At 57.5% G+C, this 23,478-nt stretch carries 22 protein-coding genes and 1 pseudogene; 7 read left to right on the plus strand and 16 right to left on the minus strand.

Features of this window, described 5'->3' with window-relative positions; translation table 11 throughout:
* Window positions 1–78: 78 nt before the first annotated feature.
* Complete coding sequence (locus tag ACIQ17_RS01005) at window positions 79–1,071, plus strand: MBL fold metallo-hydrolase (protein ID WP_398464431.1); 993 nt, start codon at window positions 79–81, stop codon at window positions 1,069–1,071.
* On the opposite strand, the gene ACIQ17_RS01010 is transcribed toward ACIQ17_RS01005, so the two are convergent.
* Window positions 1,058–2,113, minus strand: coding sequence for a diguanylate cyclase domain-containing protein (locus ACIQ17_RS01010; RefSeq protein ID WP_398464434.1), 1,056 nt, complete (start codon window positions 2,111–2,113; stop codon window positions 1,058–1,060). The two genes, ACIQ17_RS01005 and ACIQ17_RS01010, sit on opposite strands and share 14 nt — an antisense overlap.
* A 234-nt stretch (window positions 2,114–2,347) precedes the next feature.
* On the opposite strand from ACIQ17_RS01010, the pseudogene ACIQ17_RS01015 reads away from it, so the two are divergent.
* Window positions 2,348–2,446: pseudogene (locus ACIQ17_RS01015) on the plus strand (ATP-binding protein); the annotation flags it as partial.
* A gap of 23 nt (window positions 2,447–2,469) precedes the next feature.
* Here the strand turns inward: ACIQ17_RS01015 and ACIQ17_RS01020 are convergent.
* Window positions 2,470–2,760 (minus strand): hypothetical protein, encoded by a 291-nt coding sequence (locus ACIQ17_RS01020; protein ID WP_398464436.1) that lies wholly within the window; start codon window positions 2,758–2,760, stop codon window positions 2,470–2,472.
* 105 nt (window positions 2,761–2,865) lie between these two features.
* Between ACIQ17_RS01020 and ACIQ17_RS01025 the strand changes: the two genes are divergently transcribed.
* Window positions 2,866–5,859, plus strand: coding sequence for a plasmid replication protein, CyRepA1 family (locus ACIQ17_RS01025; RefSeq protein ID WP_398464438.1), 2,994 nt, complete (start codon window positions 2,866–2,868; stop codon window positions 5,857–5,859).
* A gap of 64 nt (window positions 5,860–5,923) precedes the next feature.
* Here ACIQ17_RS01025 and ACIQ17_RS01030 read toward each other — a convergent pair whose 3' ends face one another.
* From ACIQ17_RS01030 to ACIQ17_RS01055, 6 genes are all read right to left on the minus strand, one after another.
* Window positions 5,924–6,448, minus strand: a complete 525-nt coding sequence (locus ACIQ17_RS01030; RefSeq protein WP_398464440.1) for a hypothetical protein — start codon at window positions 6,446–6,448, stop codon at window positions 5,924–5,926.
* Window positions 6,449–6,599: 151 nt separating this feature from the next.
* On the minus strand, window positions 6,600–7,004 hold the full coding sequence (locus ACIQ17_RS01035) for a hypothetical protein (protein WP_398464442.1): 405 nt from the start codon (window positions 7,002–7,004) through the stop codon (window positions 6,600–6,602).
* A gap of 172 nt (window positions 7,005–7,176) precedes the next feature.
* Complete coding sequence (locus ACIQ17_RS01040; protein WP_398464444.1) at window positions 7,177–7,539, minus strand: hypothetical protein; 363 nt, start codon at window positions 7,537–7,539, stop codon at window positions 7,177–7,179.
* Between the two features lie 84 nt (window positions 7,540–7,623).
* Window positions 7,624–8,124, minus strand: a complete 501-nt coding sequence (locus tag ACIQ17_RS01045) for a hypothetical protein (protein WP_398464446.1) — start codon at window positions 8,122–8,124, stop codon at window positions 7,624–7,626.
* 668 nt (window positions 8,125–8,792) lie between these two features.
* Window positions 8,793–10,010, minus strand: a complete 1,218-nt coding sequence (locus ACIQ17_RS01050) for a caspase domain-containing protein (RefSeq protein ID WP_398464448.1) — start codon at window positions 10,008–10,010, stop codon at window positions 8,793–8,795.
* Between the two features lie 79 nt (window positions 10,011–10,089).
* On the minus strand, window positions 10,090–10,566 hold the full coding sequence (locus tag ACIQ17_RS01055) for a hypothetical protein (protein WP_398464450.1): 477 nt from the start codon (window positions 10,564–10,566) through the stop codon (window positions 10,090–10,092).
* Between the two features lie 154 nt (window positions 10,567–10,720).
* Here ACIQ17_RS01055 and ACIQ17_RS01060 point away from each other — a divergent pair, with 154 nt between their 5' ends.
* The 3 genes from ACIQ17_RS01060 to ACIQ17_RS01070 all read left to right on the plus strand — a co-directional run bounded on the left by ACIQ17_RS01060 (window position 10,721) and on the right by ACIQ17_RS01070 (window position 12,946).
* Complete coding sequence (locus tag ACIQ17_RS01060) at window positions 10,721–11,461, plus strand: hypothetical protein (RefSeq protein ID WP_398464452.1); 741 nt, start codon at window positions 10,721–10,723, stop codon at window positions 11,459–11,461.
* A gap of 838 nt (window positions 11,462–12,299) precedes the next feature.
* Complete coding sequence (locus ACIQ17_RS01065) at window positions 12,300–12,485, plus strand: hypothetical protein (RefSeq protein WP_398464454.1); 186 nt, start codon at window positions 12,300–12,302, stop codon at window positions 12,483–12,485.
* A gap of 266 nt (window positions 12,486–12,751) precedes the next feature.
* Window positions 12,752–12,946 (plus strand): hypothetical protein, encoded by a 195-nt coding sequence (locus ACIQ17_RS01070; RefSeq protein WP_398464456.1) that lies wholly within the window; start codon window positions 12,752–12,754, stop codon window positions 12,944–12,946.
* A gap of 453 nt (window positions 12,947–13,399) precedes the next feature.
* On the opposite strand, the gene ACIQ17_RS01075 is transcribed toward ACIQ17_RS01070, so the two are convergent.
* Window positions 13,400–13,804, minus strand: coding sequence for a DUF1330 domain-containing protein (locus ACIQ17_RS01075; RefSeq protein WP_398464458.1), 405 nt, complete (start codon window positions 13,802–13,804; stop codon window positions 13,400–13,402).
* A gap of 219 nt (window positions 13,805–14,023) precedes the next feature.
* Here ACIQ17_RS01075 and ACIQ17_RS01080 point away from each other — a divergent pair, with 219 nt between their 5' ends.
* Window positions 14,024–14,848, plus strand: a complete 825-nt coding sequence (locus ACIQ17_RS01080) for an outer membrane protein (protein ID WP_398464460.1) — start codon at window positions 14,024–14,026, stop codon at window positions 14,846–14,848.
* A 239-nt stretch (window positions 14,849–15,087) separates the two neighbouring features.
* Here the strand turns inward: ACIQ17_RS01080 and ACIQ17_RS01085 are convergent, their stop codons facing one another.
* The 7 genes from ACIQ17_RS01085 to ACIQ17_RS01115 form a co-directional block, all read right to left on the minus strand.
* Window positions 15,088–15,897 (minus strand): tyrosine-type recombinase/integrase, encoded by an 810-nt coding sequence (locus ACIQ17_RS01085; RefSeq protein ID WP_398464462.1) that lies wholly within the window; start codon window positions 15,895–15,897, stop codon window positions 15,088–15,090.
* 56 nt (window positions 15,898–15,953) lie between these two features.
* Window positions 15,954–17,276, minus strand: a complete 1,323-nt coding sequence (locus ACIQ17_RS01090; protein ID WP_398464464.1) for a TRAP transporter large permease subunit — start codon at window positions 17,274–17,276, stop codon at window positions 15,954–15,956.
* A gap of 15 nt (window positions 17,277–17,291) precedes the next feature.
* Window positions 17,292–17,834, minus strand: coding sequence for a TRAP transporter small permease subunit (locus ACIQ17_RS01095; RefSeq protein ID WP_398464466.1), 543 nt, complete (start codon window positions 17,832–17,834; stop codon window positions 17,292–17,294).
* Between the two features lie 105 nt (window positions 17,835–17,939).
* The gene (dctP, locus tag ACIQ17_RS01100) at window positions 17,940–18,983 is read right to left on the minus strand and encodes a TRAP transporter substrate-binding protein DctP (protein ID WP_398464468.1); all 1,044 of its coding nucleotides are present in this window, start codon (window positions 18,981–18,983) and stop codon (window positions 17,940–17,942) included.
* A gap of 219 nt (window positions 18,984–19,202) precedes the next feature.
* The gene (locus ACIQ17_RS01105) at window positions 19,203–19,418 is read right to left on the minus strand and encodes a hypothetical protein (protein ID WP_398464470.1); all 216 of its coding nucleotides are present in this window, start codon (window positions 19,416–19,418) and stop codon (window positions 19,203–19,205) included.
* Window positions 19,411–21,939 carry a DUF3772 domain-containing protein gene (locus ACIQ17_RS01110; RefSeq protein WP_398464472.1) on the minus strand — a complete coding sequence of 843 codons (2,529 nt, stop codon included), beginning with the start codon at window positions 21,937–21,939 and terminating at the stop codon, window positions 19,411–19,413. Before ACIQ17_RS01110 ends, ACIQ17_RS01105 begins: the two co-directional genes overlap by 8 nt.
* Before the next feature lie 509 nt (window positions 21,940–22,448).
* Window positions 22,449–23,291, minus strand: coding sequence for a Crp/Fnr family transcriptional regulator (locus ACIQ17_RS01115; RefSeq protein ID WP_398464474.1), 843 nt, complete (start codon window positions 23,289–23,291; stop codon window positions 22,449–22,451).
* Window positions 23,292–23,478 lie beyond the last annotated feature (187 nt).

The following is a 23,478-nucleotide window of genomic DNA, read 5'->3' on the forward strand; positions in this document are numbered from 1 at the left end:
CAGCATGATGCTGCACGCTCACTCAATCGAGCGGCCCGCTGTTTGGCGGCTAACAAAAGCACAGTGTTGGAGGAACGCATGACTTCAAACGTCTCGCGACGTTCGCTGCTCGCTCTCGGTGCCGGATTGGGCGCAGGGCTCGGCGCAAACCTCATCGCTCCCGGCCTGATCGGCAGTGCATCGGCGAAAGCGCCGAAGCTCGGCACACAGGCACCCTACTTCCATCGCTTTACCTTTGGCGACGCTGAAGTCTCCGTGGTCTCCGATGGACCGCTACCGCTTGGCGATCCTTCCGGCACCTTTGTCGGCGTGCCCAAGGAAGACGTGCAAAAAATGCTGACGGACAATTTCCTGTCCCCCAGCAATGTCATCCTCGAACAGAACGTGCCGATCATCAACATGAACGACAAGCTCATCATGTTCGACACCGGCATGGGTACGTCGAAGCTGTTTGGTCCCACCACCGGCCGGTTGATGAAGAGCATCTCGGAGGCGGGCATCAAGCCCGAGCAGATCGATGCCATCGTCTGCTCGCATGCGCATATCGATCATATCGGCGGCATCGTCGGCGCCGACGACAAGCCTCTCTTCCCGAATGCGCAGGTCTATATCAGCGAGGAAGACTTCAAGTTCTGGACCGACGAAGGCAAGATGGGCTCGCCGCTGAAGGATTTCATCGTCCATGCGCGCAAGAACCTGATGCCGGTGAAGGATCGCCTGGTCTTCTTCAAGGACAATCAGGAATTCCTGCCCGGCGTGACCGCCATGCATGCGCCCGGCCACACCTTCGGCCACCACATGTTCATGATCACCTCGGCCGGGAAGTCGTTCGCCTTCCTCGGCGATCTCACGCATCATCAGGTGCTTCTGCTCGAGAAGCCACGGATGGAATTCTCCTACGATTCCGATCCGAAAATGGCAGCGGCTTCGCGGGTCAAGATGCTGGACATGCTGGCTGCGAACAAGACCGCTGTGATGTCCTATCACTTCGCCTGGCCGGGCTATGGTCATGTGGTGAAGGCTGGCGATGGCTTCCGCTATATCGCCGAGCCGATGATCATGAACCTGTAAGCGCCCGGAACGCCGGCGACAGTCCTGCGGCAGAGGATGCCGCAGGATGCGCATCGCCCGACCGATCCGTGCTCGCAAGCGAACCATTGGTCAATGCGGAGAGGCCGGCCTTATGGATGCGGAAGGTGTTGCGGCCAGCTTTCTTGGCCGCATAGAGCGCCGCATCTGCCATCACATTGAGCTGGACTGACGGCGTGTGACTGTCCGCGAGTGCGATGCCCACCGACGCGCCGATCTTCAGCTGATGGCCGCGATACTTCATGGGATAGCCGAGCTGGGCGATGATCGCGCGGGCCGTATCGGACGCTTCCGCGAGCCTGGCGTCGGAGCCGAGCAGCACAGCAAATTCGTCGCCGCCAATACGCGCGACCAGATCGGCATCGGCGCAGACATCGCGGATCCGCTCGGCGGCCTGTTTCAGGCATTCATCGCCGGCAGCGTGACCGAGACTGTCGTTGACCGGCTTGAATTCATCGAGATCGATCAGCAACAGCGCGCCGAACGGCTTTGCTATCTGCGGTGACGAAAGATCGAGCGCCGAGAGCCTCGTCTGAAACTGGCTGCGATTGGCGAGACCGGTCAGAACGTCGAATTCGGCGAGATAGCGGGTGCGGTCGGAGAGAATCTTTTCTTCCGTGATGTCCTGCTTGATGCCGAAGATGCGAACGGCCACGCCGTCAACGGATTCCACCGTGGCCGTGATCCTGATCCAGCGCCTGTTGCCCTTGAAGCTGATGATTTCCGCATCGAGCGTGAAGCCGGTGCAATCTTCGATCGCCTTGCTGCGCCGCTTGGTCAGCTCTCTGGCGGACTCTTCGGGATAACATCTGAAGGTGGCGCCGCGGTCCAGCGCGGAGCCCCGCGGCAGATCGAAAATGTCATAGACCACGTCGGTCCAGGTCAGCGCTTCACTCGGCAATTCACATTCCCACACGCCGATGCGTGCAGCCGCCGACGCGCGATCGAAAATCTTCTGGCTATGGGCGAGCCTGGTCGCCTGGTGTTCGAGTTCGGCCTGCTGTACGGCGACCTGCGCCCGCAAGGCGGCTATCAGTTCGGCGTCGTCGGAAACAACGGTTTGCCTGGATGGGCAATCTGACATGCGGCGTGGGCCCGGACTTCGTCGTCACTCGATGATCGTCGTTCTTCGCATGGCCGAGTTTATGATTTGCTGCAAGCGGATCGATGTCGGTCGCGACGATCTGCACCATGCAGCGCTAACGTTCTTGTCGACATTAAAATACACTGCTACCTTTGATTGAATGTCAGAGGTTGCCTGATGCAGCATGTCGCGACGGTCGCATTCGAGGGGATCGAGGCCCGCGCGGTGGACGTGCAGGTGCAGGTCGTGCCGGGCCTTCCGAATTTCATAATAAGGTAGACAATTAACCCCGCTTCTCAGAGTTCCGTTTTGCGATTTTGACCTTCGGCGATGCTGCGATGAAGCAGTTCTTCGTTGAATGCGAGCTGGTGGTGGCTCAGGGCCTCTTTGAACGCTTCTGCAAAAGCAGGGAAATCGACCCAAGAGTTTTCGGCGACGTGAAGCGGCCACTCGTACAACCAGCCGTCGGAGACAACGCGCTTCCGCAGCAGCTCCGCTGCCGGAATATAGACCGTCGGGACGTCTGATTTGGCCTCGAGCCCACTGTGCGTCACCCGCCATTGCTGATTCTCAAAAAGTTGCGCCATTTGCTCTCCACTCTGGTTTCGCCGCGCCCCCAGTCCGGGGATAACAGGGTCAGATTTTCTGGGATTCTATAAAAATCGGGGCGCTATCCCCACTGCGAGTCTTGCGTGCCACAGCCGAGTGTTCTCGACCAAAAATTGCGTCTATCGGTGAATCGTGCCCTCATCAACAAGAACGAGGCCGGCAACGAGAGCCTGTTCAAGCAGGGCTGGGAGAACGTCGAGCTGACGCCCCGGGAGCTCGCCGACGAAGTCGATCAGGGCCATGCCTATGCCTGCCAGCTCTCGGGAACCCGCAGCGCTGCAAATTTCGTTAGGTCAGACATCCTGTCCGTGGACATCGACCAGGATCTTTCGATCTCCGAAGCGAAGAAGCTGCCCTTCGCCCAGCAACACCTGACGATCCTCTACACCACACCAAGCCACAGCGAGAGTCGCCACCGCTTTCGCCTCATCTTTGCGCTGCCGAGGTCCATTGAGACACCGCAAGAGATGCGGGCCGCGCTGCGGAGCCTTGCTCTCCGCTTTGGCGGCGATCGATCGGCAACCGATCCGGCCCGCCTGTTCTATGGCTCCCGAGGCTCCAATCCGCAGGTCTTTGAAAGAGCGATCACTGCCGACGTCCTCGATGAGCTTATCGCGCAGGGACTGGAAGCTGATCAACGCGAAAGCCCCAAGAGCGGACGGACCACCACCGTTTCGAAGCAGCGGATCTCCCCCGATCGAATCATCACCCTTGAGGACGGGCGGACACAGCTGTTCCGCGAACTGGAGCCGAAGACGCGCATCTGCTGCCCGTTTCACTACGATCGAAACGCCAGCGCGTTCGTCACCACCTCGCAGGCCGGTGTGAACGGAATCCATTGCATGACGTGCCGACAATCGTTCTGGCCGCCCTCTGCGACACAGTTTGACGACTTCTCCGACTTTGATGAACGAGTGAAGGAAGCCGAACACTACTTCGCTGGCAATGTGGATATTGGACCGTTCCAGAAACTCCTGACTGGTGTGATCCATCATCCCGGCTTGGCCCACTCACGCATCTATCGCACCGAAGGCCAATTCCTGAAACTACCGGAAAAGCTTCCCGAAGGCCTTGTCTTCATCAAAAGCCCCAAAGGCACCGGAAAGACCGCTGAGCTTGCGCGCGCTATGCAGCAGAGAACAGCCGCAAAGGAAGCTTCGAGTCACGATCTGCTCGACTTGCTCGATGACGGGCCTGACACCCCCGACTCGCGGCTCCGCACACACCGTGGGTCGACACTGCTGATTGGACACCGGATAGCGCTTATCAGGCAGACCTGCAGTCGACTTGGGCTCGAGTGCTATCTCGACTTCGAAGGCCCCCTGACGAGCAAAGCGCTCGGTGTTTGCCTCGACAGCCTCGAGCGACTTACCTGGACTGAGCAGGTCAGCACTTACAAGTCTGAGTCACGCGAGAATTTGTTTGAGACGGTCGTAATTGACGAGTCGGAGCAGGTTCTCTCTCATTTTTTGTCTCCGCTCATCGATAACAGTTCGCGCAACGCGATCTTCATGATCTTCTGTCGGCTTCTCCGTCGAGCAAAGCGCATTATCACGCTTGATGCTGACCTTGGCTGGCTCACGTTCGAAACGATCACCAAGCTCGCGCAACGGATGGACGATAGCACGAGAAAGCCAAGTTCACTGTATCTCAATGAACGCAAGATCGGTTCAAAGCTGCAGGTCTTCGCGTCAAAGGATCACCTGATTGGTGACCTCAAGCAGATGGTCAACGACGGTAAACGCGTGTTCGTCACATCGAACTCAATGGGACAGATCGACCGGTTGCATCAGGGCCTAATGGAGCAAGCAACCGACGAACTCCGATGCATTCGCATCACCTCGGAGACCGTCAAGGCCGATGAGGCGAAAGCTTTCGTCGCTGATCCCCCAGCAGAGGCCTTGAAATACGATGTGATCCTGACGTCGCCTTCACTCGGCACTGGCGTTGACATTACCTTTCCAGAGCAGGCCGAGCTGATCGATGTTGTGTACGGGATCTTCGAGACGGGCATCACGACACACTTTGACATGGATCAGCAGCTCTGGCGGGTTCGTCACCCCGGCGAAGTGAAGGTTTGGATCAGTCCGAGAACAGCGTCGTTCGATACGTCTGCGGATGTTGTGCGACGCGAGATCCAGCAGAAGCAGCTCTTCAAAAGTGTTCTCAGCGATTACGACGATAACCTAAGGCCAGAATATCACACCAACGACGAGTTTATCGATATGGCGGTGCTGGCAACCTCCCAGCAGCGCATGTCGAAGAACAACCTTAAGCGCAACTTCCTCGCGATGAAACGGCAGCACGGACATGCGATCGAGTTCATCGACCGTGACCAGACCGCGGCAGGATATGGTCGTGATCTGAACGAGATCGGCAAGCGTCTTGCCGACCGGCAGTATCGGGAAAAACTCAAGGCGGCTCTGAGGCTAACAGAGGAACAAGCGACGGAGATAGACGAACGGATCAAGGCTCGCGATGACGTCACAGAGAGTGAGCACGCGGCATATGACAGATATCGAATGGAGCGCTTCTACCGCGAGCCGATCACCGACAAGATGATCGACGACGATAATCGAGGGCGCCTCCGTCAACAGGTGATGCGGTTCGAGCAGCTATCAGACCACCAGAGCTTGCGTGACGCACGAATTCTTGACCAGGGTAGCGAGTATGCGCTTAAGCTCCGATTTGTCACGGACTGGCGATCTTCCGGCGCATTGCTGGCTGAGCTGCTCACGCTTGCCGGCGTCTATGCCGACGGCAGATTCCTGGCCAATGTCGCTTACGACCGGCTGTCGCTAGTCTCGATGATGCGGCGCGCGATTAAGCTGAAACCGATCATTGAGGGCCAACTAGGCGTCGAGGTGCGGATGGACGACAGCAGGGGGTGTGATCAGCTCCGCGAGCTCCTGAAGCTGGTCGGGTTGGACCAGCTAGCTGCCGGCAAAACCAAGGCTAAAGCAGTCGCGGGAGGCAAGACGATATATCGCTATCAGCTGGACGAAATCGCGCTGAACAGAATGCAGGCGATCGCTGATCACAGAGCATCACAAAGCGCCCGTTCGATGATGCGCTAAGATCACAAATAAGAAGAGCGCGGTCAGAACCGCGCTCTTCTGCCTCGTGAGATCCCCTGTCGCCCTACCCGTTGTTACCGGTCAAACGACGCACCGGGCCTCCAATGTTGCGCTGAAACGCGGGATGCTTATGGAGGAAGACAATCATGGTTGCGACGAATGTGCCGCACAACGTCGCTGCCGGATCTCGCGTACAATGGTCGAATTGGCGGATGGAGGCGAGCAATGCCTCTTCGAGGTCGTTGTCCAACATGGAAACGCCAAAGAGCCGCTTACAGGCCTCCACATCTTCAAAACCGTCCACCAGATCATCGAACGTAACGCGGCTTACAGCGCCCGGGTAGTCCAGCGCCTCCGTGGAGTGACGATCTTCGCGCGTGTGGTAGTCCAAAGGCATGCTCGTGTGTTGCGGCGTGTCGTCATCCCCGTCGTGCAGATCGTAATAGTCTGCCTCCCCTTGCATCCATGCGGGCTGCGCTTTGGGGAAAGGAATGATTTGCGCACTCTCGCGATTTGGCGTCTGTGCGCGCCCGTCCTCATCCTCCGCTGAGCCGGCATGGTCCGGCACCTCAAACGTCGTGTTCTTCATATTGATCGTTCCTGCATTATCTTTCGCCAGCCATTCTGGCTGGACTGATATCGCCGCCTGTCGCTCGCACTAATACGGAAACCTAAATGTGCGAATGGCGAAATAAAAAAAGCCACCGCACTAGCGGTGGCCTCTTGAAGCAGTGCATCGCTTACCCGATTGCGACGATTTTTTTGTCCGTTCCGCTCTTGTCGAAAAAGGCGGCATGTGCTGGATGGGACCGCAAGAAGAGCGCCATTGCGAGGAATGTCCGGTCAAGGTCAGGACTCTCCCGGTACTCTCCATCCGGAACGGACGCCTCGACAGATGCCTTCAAAGCTTCAAACGTGACGTCATCAATGGATCTCATGAAAAACAGATTGGCCATCGAAGACGATTTGCGCATCGCTTGGTGAACAATCTCGCTCAGATTTTGCGCTTGAAAGTCAGCGTAGTCGTGGTCGTATTGCAACGACTTCACAATACCTTCGTCTTGGAGATCTTCGAAAGCCTCCATTTCTGCGTTACAGATCATGCTCATTGTCGAATCGACAATTATGCGGGTCTTGGACTTCATTGTAATGCTCCTGTTGTCATCGCGGTCACGGCGACCGTCGACTGTTAACGGGATACGGGGACCCTACTCGCGGTAATACCGAAACTTGATTTCGCGAATCGGAAAGCATGAAAAAGGCTACCGCTGTGAAGCGGTAGCCTTTCGGTTTTCTTCAATGACTTGCCCAGCTGACCTATGTTGAACTGTATGACGGATGGTGAGCAATGAAGGCACCGATGGCCTTGAACGCTCGATCCAGCTCTGCGATCTCGGTGTGCGGGAGATCGCGAGTGACGCCGTTGATAGCGATCTTTGCTGAGGCGAATGTATCATGGTCGATGTAATCGACACCCAACATCTTCGCCATTACGGTTCTTTTGCGGAGGGCGATGTGAGCCTGTTCGAGAAACTCTCGAGTTCTCAGGTCTTCGCTCTCATGGTCGTAGTCCAGCTCGTCTTTGACCTCCGAGCCACGTAACTCTTCATACTCCTCTTCGCATTGATAGCGAATTCGGTTCAGAACGTGGTCGATGCGAATTTGTTTAATCGACTTCAAGGTGCGTGCTCCAAAATGCCGACCAGGCACCACGCCTGGTCGTCCATTGGGATACGCTGGTGCGCTGCGCATCAATACGGAAACCTATTTTTGCGACCGAGTATTGCGATTTGGCAGAGATTTGACGATCCCACTCTTCCGCAACTGCCCAATAATCCGGGTGATCGTCTTCGGTTCCTGTGTATACTCCTTAAACTTGCGACGGAGGGACGCCGCAACCTCTTCATCGGTCGCGTATGGGTTGTTGCCAGCTTCCTGATCGAAGCGAGCTCCTAGCGTCTCGCGAAATTCCGGCGACCACTTCAGCGGTGCTCCAGCTTTCTGTTTCTCATAGTAAAAAACAGAGCCGATGCCATCCATTAAATCGAGCCAATGAAATGGATTTTTAGGATCAAGCTTTGCTTCTCGAAACAGCCTGCCAACGATGCTCTCTTCGTTAGTCGCGCTTTCTTGGATACAGAAGAACATATCGACTACTGTCTCATTATCCAGCTCGCCCGACTCTGATGGATCCAACCAGCTATCGTCTTCTCCGAATGCTGCGAGCATCTTCTCGAAATTTTGTTTGTAAGGATGTATGGGCATTGTCTAAATCTTGGTTTCACCAGTTGTGACTGTGTACTCACGATTTCTCACCCTCACTTCGTTCGGGTGAGCCTTCGGCACTTCAGATTTTCTTGTTCAATCCGATCCAAACCGCACGGTAGGGTAGCGCCCGTCAGTGGATATAGCTTTGCTATCGGAGAGTAGCCATTTTTGACGTTACGGCTACTGTTCTCTAGCAAAGCCATGCCGAAGTCTGTGAGCGACATCGGCATCGATGAAATAGAGGAACCAATTGGTAAGACCGGGTCTTGCGGATCGATCTTTCACCCTCTGCTTGTGACGCTCAAACCTGCGGACCATTTCATCGATCATCGCGGTTCTAGATGGACCAAAGCTTTCCCATCTCTCTTGCCGGCTTCGTTTTGCGACCATTGCCAGCTTTAGTCGTTCGTGCGTCGTACGGCTCACGACCGTCCGGTGTCTCAGGCCACCGTGTTTTTCCTTCGCGATAAGTCCGTGAGTTTCAGACCGTCGCGGGGACGCTCAAATGCATCCATAACTGAGATTTCAATTGTATTTATCGCGCGCAGAAAGCCCGATTGAAGATCCAAAGAAATTTAATCATCGCTGAATTTTTTTTGGCGTACTCGGGTCACGCAAACGTCCCCATTGCTGTGATCTTAGTCCGATACCCCGCTGGAGCGACACTAGCGCGCAGTAAAGAAGAAATCTTCGCTCCCAGACAACGACCCGTAGCTATAAGGCTGCTGTTTTTTGTTGGTTGCCGACAGAACATCGTCGCGCACCAGATCGAACAGTCGCCGAATTTCTAGGTTGGGTGTCTTGAGGCGGCGTAGCAGCGCGAGCGCGAAGGGGCTATTGTCACCGTCGCCATCGAGCGCCAGCTCGCCGTGCTTGGCCGAATACACGATAAGCGTACCGGCATCTGGCTCAGTGCGTGCCAGTCCGCGAGTCAGCGCGCGAGTTGCCACAGTACGCTTCATCTGATCAAGGAATGGATTGTTCCGACAAGCATCTAACACCACCAGACGGAGGCGACGCGCCGACTCGGCAGCGCTTAGCACCTTCCCGATATCGATCGACTCAAGATCGATATCGCGGTCGACGCGCAACCTCGCATCTATTGGGATAAGATAGTTGTTACCTTTGTATTCGATCCCATGGCCCGAGTAGTAAATCACCGCCCAGTCTGCGTTGTCCGCTACCTGGGCAAACTCGCTCAGTGCAACTACGAGATCTTCCCGCCTTAGATCGAGCTTTAGGGTGACTGATTGAAAGCCGGCCTCCATGAGTTCGCGGTGTAGAGCTCTAGCATCATTTGCGGCATTTGGCAGCACTGGGACGTGGCCATAGTTGCTATTTCCGATCACCAGCGCGACACGTCGTCCACCCGTCACAGCAACTCGATCGTTGGTCGGCGGCGTAATCGCCGCTGGCGCAATTGCAGGCACGGCTGGAGGAGCCGCCGCAACGGCGGTCTTCGAAGGCTTTGCCGCGTCGCGTCGCTTTGGGGCTTCAGCAACGCGAGCGGTCCGTGCTCGTCCGCTAGCGGCGGCTTCCTGTAAGCGGCCACCGCCGCCACCTAAACCGCCGCCGCCAAACGTGTTCATCATACATTGGCGCACTGCAGGGGTAGCGCGTGCACGGCACGATTCGAGATCGCCACCAGCGCGCATGCAAGGGCCGACGATCGGCCGTCCAACCCGCGCGCGGCAGGCTTCGAGCGCGGCTTCGCGCGACTGCGCCTTGGCGTGCGGCGCGCTCTCCAGCAGCGCCATGAACAGAAGTAGCAAGGTGGCCAGCACACGCCCGAAGGCGCGACAGTCCACTGTCGCGCCTGAGGAAGATCGCATGGGGAAAAGGGCGGGCGTGCTGCGTATAGAACAACCGGTCAATAACGACATCTCGGGACAAAGCCTGTGGGGTCAAAAATGACTAAGCTTAAGCGCGCAATGTCCCAAGCCTACAACAAAGCGCCTCCCATTAAAACCAGCCGCGGGCCAGCATCCGCAGGTCGGCCGTGCGCAGGTGCTGGATGTGGTGGATGTGGTGGAAGTGGTTGTGGCTGCGGCGCTGTTCCGTGCGGCGCGGCTGCGGCTTGGCGGCTTCGGCCGGGATCGGCTTCTTGTTGAAGAAGTCGAAGCAGCCGCCCTGCACGCCGATGCCGGCGACGCACTTGGCGATCTCGCGCTTCATGGCGACGTCGCCGCAGGCATCCTTGTCGTTCTTCTTGTCGATCAGGCACGACATGCCTTCCTGCGCGGCGGGGGCGATCTTCTGGCCGCCGATCTGGGCCGGAACCGGCAGCAGCACCGGCAGCGGGGCAGGGGCCGGGGCGACAATGGCGGTGTCCGTTGCCGCATTGGCGGTCGCGGTGGCGGGAACCATGTTGCGGACTTCGACGAGGGCGAAGGTGGAGACGGCGATGGCGAGACCGGCGGCGATGAGGGAGAGTTTCATGGGGTAGCTCCTGTGTCCTGGTTGGTTTTGAATGAGCCAGCTCGTTGCTGACGGTTCATGTGTAGGACGCCGGTCTTTCCGCGAATATCATCGACAATTTCCGCATTTCCCAATATCCTTCCAAAACCTTCCGATATTTCCGGAGCACTTTCCGATGGCTGAGGATGACGACAAGCGCCGCGTGGGCCGGGACATCAAGCGCTATCTGGCGGTGAACCGGATCTCGCGCGAGGAATTCAGCTTCCAGACCAAGCTCGGCAAGAGCACCATCGACAAGCTGATGACCGGCATCTATTCGGACGCCACGCTGCAGATCGTGCTCGAGCGCACCGGCTTCGTGCGCAACAACAGCTACGCCGCGAAGCATCTCGGCGGCTATTCCCGCGCCGCCTGGACCGGCTATCTGCAGACCTATCGCCTGGTGCTACCCTCGATCGCCGAGGCCGGCCATGTAGATGCGCTCTGCGTCGCCATCGAGTGGGACGAGAGCGTGCCGGGCATGGTGCTGGTGCAGAAGTCCGGCCGCAAATTCACCAAGGGCCAGGTCATTGGCCATCTCGCGATCCCGCATGAGCGCTCGCCGCTGGTGCATATCCAGGCGCCCGAAGGCCATGGCCGCAATTTCGTGCTGTCCACGATGCTGGGCGAGCCTGTCATGCGGGGCCTACTGCTGACGGTGAGCAACCTCGTCGCCAATGCCTTCATTCCGGTGGCGCTGCCGGTAGCAATGCGACGTCTTGCGGAGGCGAGCCCAGATGCCGCAGATTTTGGTCATATCGCCCCGACCGATGCACGCTATGATGCAGTCCTCGGCGAATTACGTCAGGTGGTCGAGCGGCAGTATGGCCGCCTGATCGATCCTCTATTTTTCGCCGCGGCGAAGCCCGACCGATAGCTGGTGATAGAGATTTGTATGACACAGCACCTCGCCTTCAGCCTTGCGACTGTAGTTCTCCTCTTTGGATCAGCGGCGCCCGCCGAAGAGGCCGACAGCACGGAACGCAGCGTGCTTGGCGGCAGCCCGCCGATCTACGCAAGTGAAATACAGGGTCCGGTGGCGAGCGATTACGTGCGACACCGCAATCTCCCCGCAGGAGATGAGCAGCAACCAGGTTCAGCTGTAGGAAAACTCTGCGCTACGCGGGTCGGCCTTTTTGGACCTGGCGAGGTGCGCCCGATTAACAGCGCATGTATAGGACGAGACCCTACCGGGAAACTGTACCGTGGCCGTGTGGTGCCTGACGGGATTGGGAAGTATTGCGCGACTGATAAAGGCCTGTTTGGTCCGGGTACTGAGCAACCGATTGGCATGCCGTGTACCGTAAACTTGAAGCAAGGTACGATCTCAGGCCGCATTCGCTCTTAACGACTTCACTGGTGTCATCGTCGGAGAAGGTCGGGTCGGACAGTGGTGGCACATACTCAAAGATGGCACGAAGAGACCTCAGGCTTACAGTAAGGCGCTTTGCCGGGCGGCAGACGCGCAGCAAAATCCCATCGTTACCGAATAATCATTGAGGACAATCCGCAGAAGTGTCCGCTAGCGGCCCGACAGTAGGGCCAGTGTTCGTATGATTTTCGGGCAATGTCGGCCGAGACAACATTTCCCCGCAAAGTAGTTTCATCTAGCCATTTTCCATTGCCAGCCCTCAGTCGCTTGAGGGCTGTTTTTTAACCGGTTTCATTGTTGAGGCGCCATGCCGAGTCCAGAAGAGCAGGACAAACAACTAGCCATGGATATCTATGCCCTCGGCAGTTCCATTCGCGTGGCGGTGGACGCTGCGCTGAACCCATTCAAACGATTGGAAGACCTCGGCTGGGCCAAGGGGCGCTCGACCAAAAAGGCCATTCACTACAGCCTGACAGGCGCAGGAGTTCAGGCAGCCAAGAGGCTTCGAGAAAAGCGTCGTTTGGCTTAGTATCAACTGGCTTCGGTCGCTTACGCGCCTGTTTTTGCTTGTGCCGAACCGCCTTGCCCTGCGACAAATTGCGGGATGAGAAGCGTCGCGCAATCGCTCAAAAAGCAAGCTACGCAGACTTGGCTGCCCCCACTCAGCCTTGGCGCGCGCGGGGTCGCCGATGATTGCAGCCGGCGACCCCGCCTCGCCGCCGCGCGGGTTCGGCAATGACGACATTCATATTTCTAATGAGCCCTAGGGCAACAAGCGCTCAGCAAACGCGGATGATGTCCGAACTTGAAGATCGCTTTCCACAACACGACTTTCTCATAGGCGACGGGTACTTCGTCGAGTACGAACGTAATATCCTGGCTCTTCTGGACGATACGGGCGGGGCGCCGCCCAACCCCAAAGACGTTACAGAGGTGATCGATTATTTTCGGACGGCGCTAGACCGGATCGAAAAGTGGAAGCCATCCTAGTAGCCGTCACGCGGCCGGTGAGTCCCCAACATTGGATACTGCATGACTGAAATTATGGATGAGATCGCTCTTCGCTGGGTGCTCCGAGATATCATTGCGGGACGGCAAGACTTCTTGAAGGTCAGCGACGCGAAGATCCAGCGTCTCCGAGAGCTCGGATGGGTCGAAGATCGGGACGGCCAGCTCGTCGCGACTGAGGCTGGCAGGAGGGCACTTCCCTGATGATCGACGACCACCTTCACGACGTCATTACATTGATCATATTCTTCACTTTGGTCGCGACGGTGATCGCGACCGGCAGCCGATCTCGCAAGCCGTCCTCGTGGTGAACAATGAGACGAGCTGAGCCCTGCGTGCACGCGCAGTATAGCCAGTCCCGCCCTCGGTTTTTCTGGCGACGAATAGCTGTCACTCGCGGGGTTCATCGGCGCCGGGCGGAGAGCTTGCCCCTGACTACGGACCATGCCTGAATTTGCTGTAGGCTTCCGTCGTGCAGAGGATGACGTGGTCCTCGCATCCGTTAAGGCGATGCGGATCACATTGCAGCTCGTAATCCGGAGATGTCATCATTTCGATGAATGTACGCACCGTCGGATAGTAAACCAACGCTATATAGTCCCAGCGATGCGCGTCAGGAATGCCCAATGCGACGGCCTGTGCGTTGCCAGTCCAGAGCAACGTGCCGCCACGGGCCTTTATCATCGGAACGGTTAGAGCGCTGTATCGTAGGTAGGCGTCCCAACCAGAACCATCCCCATCCAACGATGTCTTTCGGAAGCGCATGAAATTAATCATGACGACAGGATCGTCCTGCTTCGGTGTCGACAGCCCCTCGATATTCAAGAGATCGACGCCCATAATTCCTCGCATCCTTATCGACCATGACCCAACAAGCACGGTGCGCGCACTTGACGCACAAGAGCGAATTACCACTCACGACTGAATCCGACAGCAGGATACCAGAGACGCACCCAGCGTAGCCATAGCTCCGGATCGGCTGCGATAAATCCGCCACACCTGAATCTTCCCGCCTCACCTATGGTTTCTCGCCGCAATGGCTTGGGAATGAGGAACGTTATGAAGAAGATCTTGCTGGGTTCTGTTGCAGTAGTCGCGTTGACCGCGCCTGCTCTCGCCGCTGACATGGCACCGCGCATGTACACCAAGGCCGCGCCTGTTGTTGCTCCAATCTACAATTGGTCGGGCTTTTATGCTGGTCTTCACGCGGGCTACACGTTCGGTGATCGCACTGGCGTCGAAACGTCGGGCATCCTTGCCGGCAACATCGCCAACGTAGCCGCTGGCGCTCGCGCTCCGTCAGTGGGCGTCAACCGTGACGGCTTTATCGGCGGCGGCCAAATGGGTTGGAACTGGCAGTCCAATACCCCTTGGGTGTGGGGCTTTGAGACTGACATCTCGTATACCGACGTCAACTCGACGACGAATTTTGTGACGATCCTGCCGCCCGCCCTCGGCGGTGCTGCGCCGGCTGGTTCGCCACTAAACAATTCTTTGTCGTCGCGCATGGATTACTTCGGCACGGTGCGTGGTCGCGTCGGCTACTCTTGGGATCGCACCCTCGTGTACGCCACCGGCGGTTTCGCTTATGGCCGCGTCGAGAACACGGCGGTCTTCAACAACGCCGCCAACGTCGCGCAATTCGCTGGCAGCAGCCGCGACACCCGCACCGGCTACACGGTCGGCGGCGGCATCGAGCATGCATGGACCGGAAATTGGACCGTCAAGGCAGAGTATCTCTACTACGATCTCGGCCGTAACGACGTGACTGTTCCGGTATTGCCAGGCGTTGCGGGCGCTGGCGGTTACATCTCTAGCTTCAGGAACGATGGCCATATTGTCCGCGCCGGTTTGAACTACAAATTCGGCGGAATGGGCTGGTAAGGCTTACTGCGAAGCGACTATTGACGACGAAGGCCCGGTCTTGCGACCGGGCTTTTTCATGGTGAGCAATAACGATGGGAGCTGAGCCGCAGGACGCCACGACGTACATTGAGCAAGCAACGTAGAGCACAAATGTGCTCTACGGGATCACCTACTCTCCGTAAACCGAAAAATTGGAACGTCGGGCCGCACGTGCTCATCTGGCTGACTCGAATGCAACAATCGTGAGCGCTGCCGTCTTATAGCATCTGAACGACTTTTCGCTGCGCGTCTGCATCGACGTCGATGTAACGCTGCGTGGTGCGAAGATTCGTGTGGCCAGCCAGCTCCTGAACGTCACGGATTGATCCGCCCACCGCCGAGATCCTCCGAGCAGCATTAGTGATGAACGTTCTTCGGCCGCTGTGGCTTGAACAGCCGGTGAAGCCCAGCACCTCGTACCAGCGAGAAAACATGTTCACGATTGTCTGGGGGCTGACTCGATCTGACCTCTCAGTTGAAATGACGTGTTTCCCGACTTTGGGTCCAAGATGATCCTTCAGATCCTGAAGGGCCGACTTGAGCTCACCGTTCATAGGGATGATCCGGCCTGACCTGCCTTTACTCGCCTTGTTCTGAAGGTGGATGGCCTGACCGACTTGCCCGTCCGCATCGGTGATCATCTCCCAGGACAGGAGGGCAATCTCCTTGGCCCTCAGTCCAGCTTTGAGGGACAAGAGGAAGATGGCTCGGTTTCGAATGGGGTATCGAGACTTTAGGAGAAAGCCGAGAATAGCTTCGGCTTGACCTTTGGTTAGGGTCTTCGCTTGTCTTCCAAGAGACATAGTAGGGCGCTCCGTTAATATGAGCACCATATTCAGCCTCGCATATTCGAACAGGGTTGACCGCGACGTCAGCTTTGCGCCAGTTGCGACGGTGAAGACACAGCTACCGGCGATCCTATGCGGGACTTCAGCACAGGCTCTACCGATAACCGAAAGCTCGGCATTTCTGGCGCTGGACAAATAACGCCATTGATGATGGCGCCATCGCCCCTGGCTCGTCGGCATTCGGACAACACCCGACGCCGCCAACCAATTAGTTTGCTCAGTTCGCTGAAGCGATGCTACTTCGCAGGACCAAAGAACAGGTTCGGGAAATACAGCGCGATGTCTGGATACAAGATGATGATGAGAACTCCGAGCATCGTTACAAGCACATATGGGATGACCGACCAATAAATGTCGCTCATCGTAACTTCGGGCGGCGCAACGCTCTTTAAGTAGAATAAGTTAAAGCCGAATGGTGGTGTCATATATCCAATCTCCATCATGATGATGAAGATCACGCCGAACCAGATTGCGTCAAAACCATACGATTGGATCACGGGCAGGAACACCGGCAACGTGATCAACATGATGCCGACTGGGTCCAACACCATTCCGAGGATCAGCAGCACGACCAGCATGAACGCCAGTGAGCCCCACTTTCCGCCGGGCACGAGGGTCATCAGCTGGTTCATGAGTTCATTGGCCCCGAGTGTCGTATAGGCTGTCGAGAAGGCATGCGCCGCGAACAGGATCCACATCACCAGCGCGGTGAGACGCAATGTCTGGATCGCAGCGTCACTCAGCACCTCCGCCGTCAATTTGCGGTGGACCGCAGAGGCCACCAGGGCGCCGAAAACACCGAGCGCAGCCGCCTCGGTAGGCGTCGCAAAACCGCCGAAGATCGCACCAAGCACAAGGACCACGATGAACAACGGCAAAAACACCGCCTTCAGCGACTCCAGCTTCAAGCGCCAGTCGCCGCGCTCCTCCATCGGCAACGCCGGCGCAAGCGACGGCTGGAGCCAAGCACGAAGGCCGATATAGATCGACACAAGCGCGAACAGCAGAATTCCGGGCCCGATGCCCGATGCGAAAAGTCGTCCGACCGAGACCTCGGTCAACATCGCATAGAGCACCATTAGAATTGACGGCGGAATGAGAATTCCCCAGCCGCCACCGCAATTTATCGCCCCCACTGCCAAACGTTTGTCGTAGCCGCGCTCCAGCATCCGCGGTAACGCGATCGTGCCCATAGTAACCACCGCAGCTCCGCTAATGCCGCTCATCGCAGCGAATACCGCGCAGATTGCGACTGTTCCGATGGCGAGGCCGCCGCGGAACCCACCGAACCAGACATGCATCATCCGGTAGAGGTTGTTGGCGACGCCGGACTTCTCCAGCAGCATCGCCATGAACACATACATCGGGATGGCGATGAGCGTGAAGCTCATCATCGAGTCCCAGAACTTGGAGGCGACGATATAGAAGCCCACCGGCCCCATCGTGAAATACAAGAAGATGCAGGAAATGCCGCCCAGGGTGAAGACGAGCGGAGTTCCGACGAAAAGGAAGAATAGCAGAGAGCCGAAGAACAGCAGTGTGAGAAGCTCGACTGACACGATGGGTCCGTTCGTTCAATGAGTGGGTTCGTCGGAGGCCTGCTTGCCGAATGTGGCCGGATCGTTCTCTGCCCCATTCACGGTGCGGATGTCCGACACCGTTCGCACGATGCCCTGCAAAAGCAGAAGAATGCCGGCCACCGGAATGACCATCTTGACGGGCCAGATATACGGATCCCAGATACTCGACGACGTCTCGCGCTGCGCCACCGATTCCCAGGCCATATCGATCCCCTGATAGACCAGCACGCCCATGAAGATGTAAAACAGGAACGAGGTCGCGAGATCGACGATGGCCTTCTTCACGCGATTAAAGCGGCCATAGATGATGTCGACATTGACATGCGCGCGTTCGACCAACAGATAGCCGCCCGCGATGACGGCATAGACGCCGAAAATGAGCTGGGCGAATTCCGCCGTCCAGATCGCGGCCCGACCGACCACATAGCGCATGACGACGTCGGCGAGCAGAAGGACGAACATCGGCACGATCAGCCATGAGGCAACCCGTCCGATCACCGCATTAAGCGATGTCACAGCTCTGGCCAGTTTCAGCATCTCGTCATCCGAACCTCTTGAGCGGCAGCGGGGACGCGGATCGAACCCGCCTCCCCCTGCGCGCAGTCGCACATGCTCGTGGTGATCTCACCGGCCGGTTCGATGTCAGACGTAACCGAGGTCGCCCCTCAGCTTGTTCATCGCCTCGGCGCCCGCCGCCGCAATGGGCCCCTTGTCGATCTCTTTCTGCATGATGACCTTCGAGGCTTCGGAAAGTTTCTTCAGAACGTCATCGGGAAAACGGACGACCTCGACATTCATCTTTGCCCGGCCCGTGCTCAGGGCCACAGCTTCCTGCTGTAGGTATTCGATCGTCCGCCGGTAATAGCGCTCCTCAACGAGGGACGTCAGGATGAGCCGAAGATCGGCTGGAAGCTTGTTCAGAGCCGCGAGATTGAAGACATAGACGTCGTTCGTGAAGCCGAGTGCAGGCTTCATGTGAAATGGCGCGACTTCCCAGAACTTCATCGACAACGCACCGACCGCAGCGCCCCAATGGGCACCATCGACCACCCCCGTCGACATCGCCTGATAGATCTCGGGCCCGGCGACTTGCTGCGGCGCCATGCCTGCTGCGGCAAGATATTCAAGCATCGTCCCCGCAGAGCGAACCTTTAACGAGCCAAGATCCGCGACCGACGTGATCTTTTTCTTCAACACGATCTCTGTCGGATAAGCCTTGTCGCCGAGCATCATCACACCTTTCGGCTGCAGCTCGTCATTCACCATCCTCTCGATGCCGAGATTTTTGGTGACATGCATCATTTCCCAGCTCTCGCGCAGCGCACCCGGGACGCCGTAATATAGGCCCATCGCCTGCGCCTCGCCGAGCACATAGCCGGGCGAGATCGTCCCCATCGGCACGACGCCGCGGCGCACGATATTGTAGATCTCGCGATCCTTGGCGATCTCGCCGGCACCGAACAATTCGAGCTTGAAGCGGCCGCCGGTTCGCTGCTCAAGCTCCTTCTGCAACACGACGAGACTGTCGTTGTAAGACCCCGACGCCTTTGGCCAATGCGCCTGTACCTTCCAGGACACTTTCTCTTGAGCGTTGGCCGAGCTTACAATCGCAGGCATTGCCAATGCCGCTGCCAGCGATCCCCCCACAAGGTTACGTCGGTTGATCGTCTTGCCATGATCGGGCATCGAGGCGTCCTCCTGAATTTCTCGTCGAGCGAGATATGTTTATTTTTCGAAATCAGATCATGCGATCCAAGGCGAAGTCAACATATTGACCAATGAGATAACTTCTCTCTCGCTGGCAGGATCGATAATTGCTGCGAGGTTTGGCGTGCATGCGCTGATACACCGCACCGAACGTCGATCTATGTTGCCTCACCTTGGAAGGATGTGTCGGCTGCGAGTTCATGCTGCGTTGCCAGCAAAATCGCTGCAGGTCCGGTTCAGCCAGTCACAGATCAACTGAGCCTCTCCTCGCAGGATGGCATCGCCCTGCCCTTGGATAACCGGCACGACCGTGTCGCTTTCCTTGTCCCGTATCTTCCAGCAATCGGCTTGACGAAGCACCTCAAACCGATCGTGCGGCTGCAGAATGTGCTGATGGTCGACGACTCTATCCACTCGCACCCTCGCTCTTGGAGTCAGGTTTTCCCGCCTGGTGAAAGATCGCCTCGATCCGATCGAGGTCGCGCAGTCGGAGATCGCGCTGCGCGAACGGGATCTCGATGCCTTCGCGCCGGAATCGTTTCAAGATCTCCAGCCGGACGTCGTTGGCGACGCCCGCATCGGTGCTGATATTGCCGACATGGAAGAACACGGTGAATTCCAGCGCATCAGCGCCGAAATTGCCAAGGATGGCGAATGGCTCGGGTATCTTCAGCGCCCGCTCATGCTGGCTGACGATATCAAGCAGAGTTGCAATGACCTGGTCGGGATCCGTGTCGTAGGCGGTGCGCACCATGACCGACAGGCGCGCCGTATAGCTGCCGTGCATCCAGTTGACGACCTGGCCGCTGATGAGATCGGCATTGGGGACGATGACTGAGACATTGTCATAGGTCGCGATCTCGGTGGCACGGACATTGATGCGTTTGACAACGCCCATGCGGGCACCAACCTCGATCCGGTCCCCAACCTTGATCGGTCGCTCGACCAATAGGATCAGTCCCGAGACAAAGTTGTTGATGATGGACTGCAGACCGAACCCGATACCGACAGACAGCGCGCCCGCGACGATCGCGATATTCTGCAGGTTGAGGCCGACATATGAAAGCGCGACAATCACGGCCAGGATGATGCCGAGATAGCCGACGCCGGTACGGATCGAGCTGCGGACGCCGAGATCCAGATTGGTTTCCGGAAGGAAACGGCCATCGAGCCATCGTTGCAACGCCCTTGTCGCTGCCATGCCGACGATCAGAACGACGATGGCACCGAGAATGGCCGAAGGCGAGATGGTGAATTGCCCTATCGAGAAGCCGAAGAACGCCGACGAGACGGAGCCGAGAACATCATCGGAGTTGATTCCCCATGTGGCCAGCACTGTGAACGCGGCCAGGCCGATCAGGGCCAGTTGCAGAACTCCACTGATGAGCGTGGCGATCTGACGGACCGCCGCATTCCCCAGACCGGCAGTCTGCCGGAGAAACCGTCCTGTCCGCCCCTGGAAGGCGAAGGTTGCGCTGACGAGCGCATCGCTGAGCTGACTCAGCAGGATCAGGCTCATCAGCACCGCGCAGATGATCGTCATTTCCCCGGTCACGAAGCGCGCAAAGGCCACATATCCGCTTATGGCGGCCAGGACCGTGGCCATGGCTGCCAGCCATCCGAGCGGAATGAGTAGCCGCCATGCCGAGCGACCGCGAAGATCCGCAACGGCTGTTTCATCCTCATCGGTCGTGGTCGGCGCAAATGCACGCAACACCGCGATAAACAGGACGGCCTTGATCAAAGCAATGCTGGCCTGGCTAAAGGTCAGCAGCGCGGTCGGTGCCGAGATCGTTCGATTGGTCGCGTCGATGAGCACGCCGGCGGCAGCGGCAAAACCAAGCAGGACGGCCAACGGTACGACTCCCTCGGCGACTGCATCTTCGATTTTGATCAATCGCCATGATGGGCGTCCCGGTGCCAGCACGGCGGTCGCAAGACTGGAGAAGAATGCTGCAAACGTCGTTCCCACGAAAAGTGCGCGGACGATCCCCGCAACATCGAGTGGCAGCACAGCAAGCGCAATCAAGGCGTGATAAAGTACAAGAAGCGCGACACCAGGAATCACAGTGCCAACGAAAACAATTGCCGCCGCACTGCCTGGCTTGCGCAATTCCGGCGGAGCGACGACTTGCTGGTCGCGCGACGTCCAGCGCAACTGCCAACGACGGCCGGGCGGAAGGAAAAATCCCAAGACAACAATAGCCGCGATCGCAACGCCCGAGAAAGCACGCAATGGCTGCGACGCGAGACTGTCGACCCAGCGCGACACAAGCTCGCGCAGTCGCGATACGGTGTCGGGAATGGTCGCGGCGAGGTCCAGCCAGAATGAGGGGTTTAGAACGCTGGGCGAGCGTTCTGTAACTGAATCTGTGAAAATTGCGCGGCGTCGGTCCGAGATGGCGTCAGCGACTTGCTGCGCGCGCACGTTCAGCAGTCTGGCCTGTTGAACGATGCCTTGCTGCGCCACTTTCTGCGCCACAAGCTTGGCGCGCTCCAGCTTGATGTCATCGGACTGCGATGCCGCATCCGCAGCGCTCGGCGCCAACTCCGCAGCGCGTTGCGTAACTTCGTCAAGCTTTGGCGTCATTTCACCGATGAGTTCGCGGACACCTGCTTGAACGAGACCAGCGCGATCGCGCAGGTCGTCGAGCGTTGTCTCGGAAATCACGCGAAATCGGAGCGCCTGCTCCGCTGTATCCAATGTCTCCTTCCAGAAATTCAACTTGCCTTGAGCATCGGGAAACACCGGCGCTGGAACTGTCGGAAGATCTTCGTCCCGTTTTGGAGCGACCGCTTCCTCAGCCGAGGTTGTAGGTGCGGCTTGTGAGTCGCCCGGCGCGGCAGCGGCTGGAGAGACTCTGCCATCTAACCCAAAGGGCGATGGCGATACAATCAGAAGGACCGCAATTACAGCGAGCCGCAAAAGCTTCATGGGTGATCCAAAGGCTTGGAGGTTCTAAATACGCGAGCCGGGATCAACGGAGCATGGCTTTTTGACGATTGATGGGTGCTCGCCCCCGGCGCGAAGAAGGTTGACGGCGCCTGTTGACGCAAAATGTTCCGCCGGCTGCCTGCCTCGCCACTTGGCGGAATCGCTCAATTATCCCGAATGCAGCGCTTGCGGTCCGACGTGCCGCCTCCTCGACCATTGCGTCGATAGTTGCCCTGATCTTTGTGGCACTATCCCAAGTCCCTTCAGTCCTTTTCATATTCCCTCCTCATCGCTTCAAGCTCAAATCAGCAAGAACGGTAACAATGTGATCAGTGTTAAAATTGCGAGCACCACTACAACTGCCTCTCGGTTGCTCTCCTGCTTATTACTCATTCGAAGATCATGTACGTTGATGCGATTGTCATTACCCGCCTCGCGAGATGATTCTATTGTCATTGAAGCGAGGGTCTTAGCGGCCGTGTTTCGCTTTGCATCACTCATGATTGCATCTAAGCAGGCTCGATCAGCAGGGACGACCTGCGCTTAGTTTGCGAAATTTCAACGGCACGAAGTTCTTCACACCAACTTTGCGTCTGAGTAGAGATAGGAGATTTTGAGTTTCCGGCTCTCAACAGCCGATGGCAAGCGCAAGAGGTCGCTTCGAGTCCCTTGCGATTTTCAATAAGTATGGCGCCCCTACTTCGCCGAATGAGACCGACCTGCTCCATACGACCCATCTCAGTGGTGACACCTGCGCGTCGGACTGCAATTGCTCGGCTTAATCCGTCATGGGTGATGTCGATACGATCTGCTCCTAATCGGGAGCTCGCGACGAGGAGCCAGCGGGCGAGACGCTGTCTAAGGTTATGTTTTGTATTGCATGCGATCAGTTGCGACGCATGCACGGCCACCTCATGGGAATAACGTAGCAGGAGCTTTTGAAACTCCGGCTGCGCCGCAAGCATCTCCTTAAATATCCTTGCATCGATGCGAAGTGCGATTCCGGGAGCCCGCACAATACATCGGTGAGGAGACACTTCGACACCGTGTAATAGCGGCAAGCCGACAAAATCGTGGACACCGAGAGTCTGGACTTCGACTGTCGAGCGCCCCTCATCGGCCTTGGCCACCATCGAAGCCATGCCGCTCTCGATCAGATAAGCGTTCTGTAGCTGAACATTCCGCTCTTGAAGCACCTGACGTGTCTCCAGCGGCGTCGGTTCCGCGTGACGTAAGATGATCGCCCGACCGGCCACCGAAAGACGTGCGAGAAGTTTATTGTTACAGAGCGCCGGGACGCTCTCGTGAGCGACATTCGGCTGGTAGTGACGTGCATCATCGAAAGCGAGCATCGGATTCCTTCGCTTCAAGGCAAAGATGGTGATCTAAGCCTTCAAAACATGAACCTAAGCGCCGAAATGATGCCTGCCAGTCAGGCGCAGCGCGCCTCTGGGTCGGGGAAATCCTGACAATCGAGCGCGGTGACATCTATCGCAGCGCGAATTGCTTATCCCAAGCGTATCGCTAACGTCGTCGGGC

It is taken from the genome of Tardiphaga sp., assembly GCF_044340795.1.
GTDB lineage: Bacteria > Pseudomonadota > Alphaproteobacteria > Rhizobiales > Xanthobacteraceae > Tardiphaga.

Bases quoted from the DNA above. Each gene is read 5' to 3' on its own strand.
- ACIQ17_RS01005 (WP_398464431.1), top strand. From the start codon at position 79: ATGACTTCAAACGTCTCGCGACGTTCGCTGCTCGCTCTCGGTGCCGGA.
- ACIQ17_RS01020 (WP_398464436.1), bottom strand. From the start codon at position 2,760: ATGGCGCAACTTTTTGAGAATCAGCAATGGCGGGTGACGCACAGTGGG.
- ACIQ17_RS01030 (WP_398464440.1), bottom strand. From the start codon at position 6,448: ATGAAGAACACGACGTTTGAGGTGCCGGACCATGCCGGCTCAGCGGAG.
- ACIQ17_RS01035 (WP_398464442.1), bottom strand. From the start codon at position 7,004: ATGAAGTCCAAGACCCGCATAATTGTCGATTCGACAATGAGCATGATC.
- ACIQ17_RS01045 (WP_398464446.1), bottom strand. From the start codon at position 8,124: ATGCCCATACATCCTTACAAACAAAATTTCGAGAAGATGCTCGCAGCA.
- ACIQ17_RS01050 (WP_398464448.1), bottom strand. From the start codon at position 10,010: ATGTCGTTATTGACCGGTTGTTCTATACGCAGCACGCCCGCCCTTTTC.
- ACIQ17_RS01055 (WP_398464450.1), bottom strand. From the start codon at position 10,566: ATGAAACTCTCCCTCATCGCCGCCGGTCTCGCCATCGCCGTCTCCACC.
- ACIQ17_RS01060 (WP_398464452.1), top strand. From the start codon at position 10,721: ATGGCTGAGGATGACGACAAGCGCCGCGTGGGCCGGGACATCAAGCGC.
- ACIQ17_RS01065 (WP_398464454.1), top strand. From the start codon at position 12,300: ATGGATATCTATGCCCTCGGCAGTTCCATTCGCGTGGCGGTGGACGCT.
- ACIQ17_RS01070 (WP_398464456.1), top strand. From the start codon at position 12,752: ATGTCCGAACTTGAAGATCGCTTTCCACAACACGACTTTCTCATAGGC.
- ACIQ17_RS01075 (WP_398464458.1), bottom strand. From the start codon at position 13,804: ATGGGCGTCGATCTCTTGAATATCGAGGGGCTGTCGACACCGAAGCAG.
- ACIQ17_RS01080 (WP_398464460.1), top strand. From the start codon at position 14,024: ATGAAGAAGATCTTGCTGGGTTCTGTTGCAGTAGTCGCGTTGACCGCG.
- ACIQ17_RS01085 (WP_398464462.1), bottom strand. From the start codon at position 15,897: ATGCCGACGAGCCAGGGGCGATGGCGCCATCATCAATGGCGTTATTTG.
- ACIQ17_RS01095 (WP_398464466.1), bottom strand. From the start codon at position 17,834: ATGCTGAAACTGGCCAGAGCTGTGACATCGCTTAATGCGGTGATCGGA.
- dctP (WP_398464468.1), bottom strand. From the start codon at position 18,983: ATGCCCGATCATGGCAAGACGATCAACCGACGTAACCTTGTGGGGGGA.
- ACIQ17_RS01110 (WP_398464472.1), bottom strand. From the start codon at position 21,939: ATGAAGCTTTTGCGGCTCGCTGTAATTGCGGTCCTTCTGATTGTATCG.
- ACIQ17_RS01115 (WP_398464474.1), bottom strand. From the start codon at position 23,291: ATGCTCGCTTTCGATGATGCACGTCACTACCAGCCGAATGTCGCTCAC.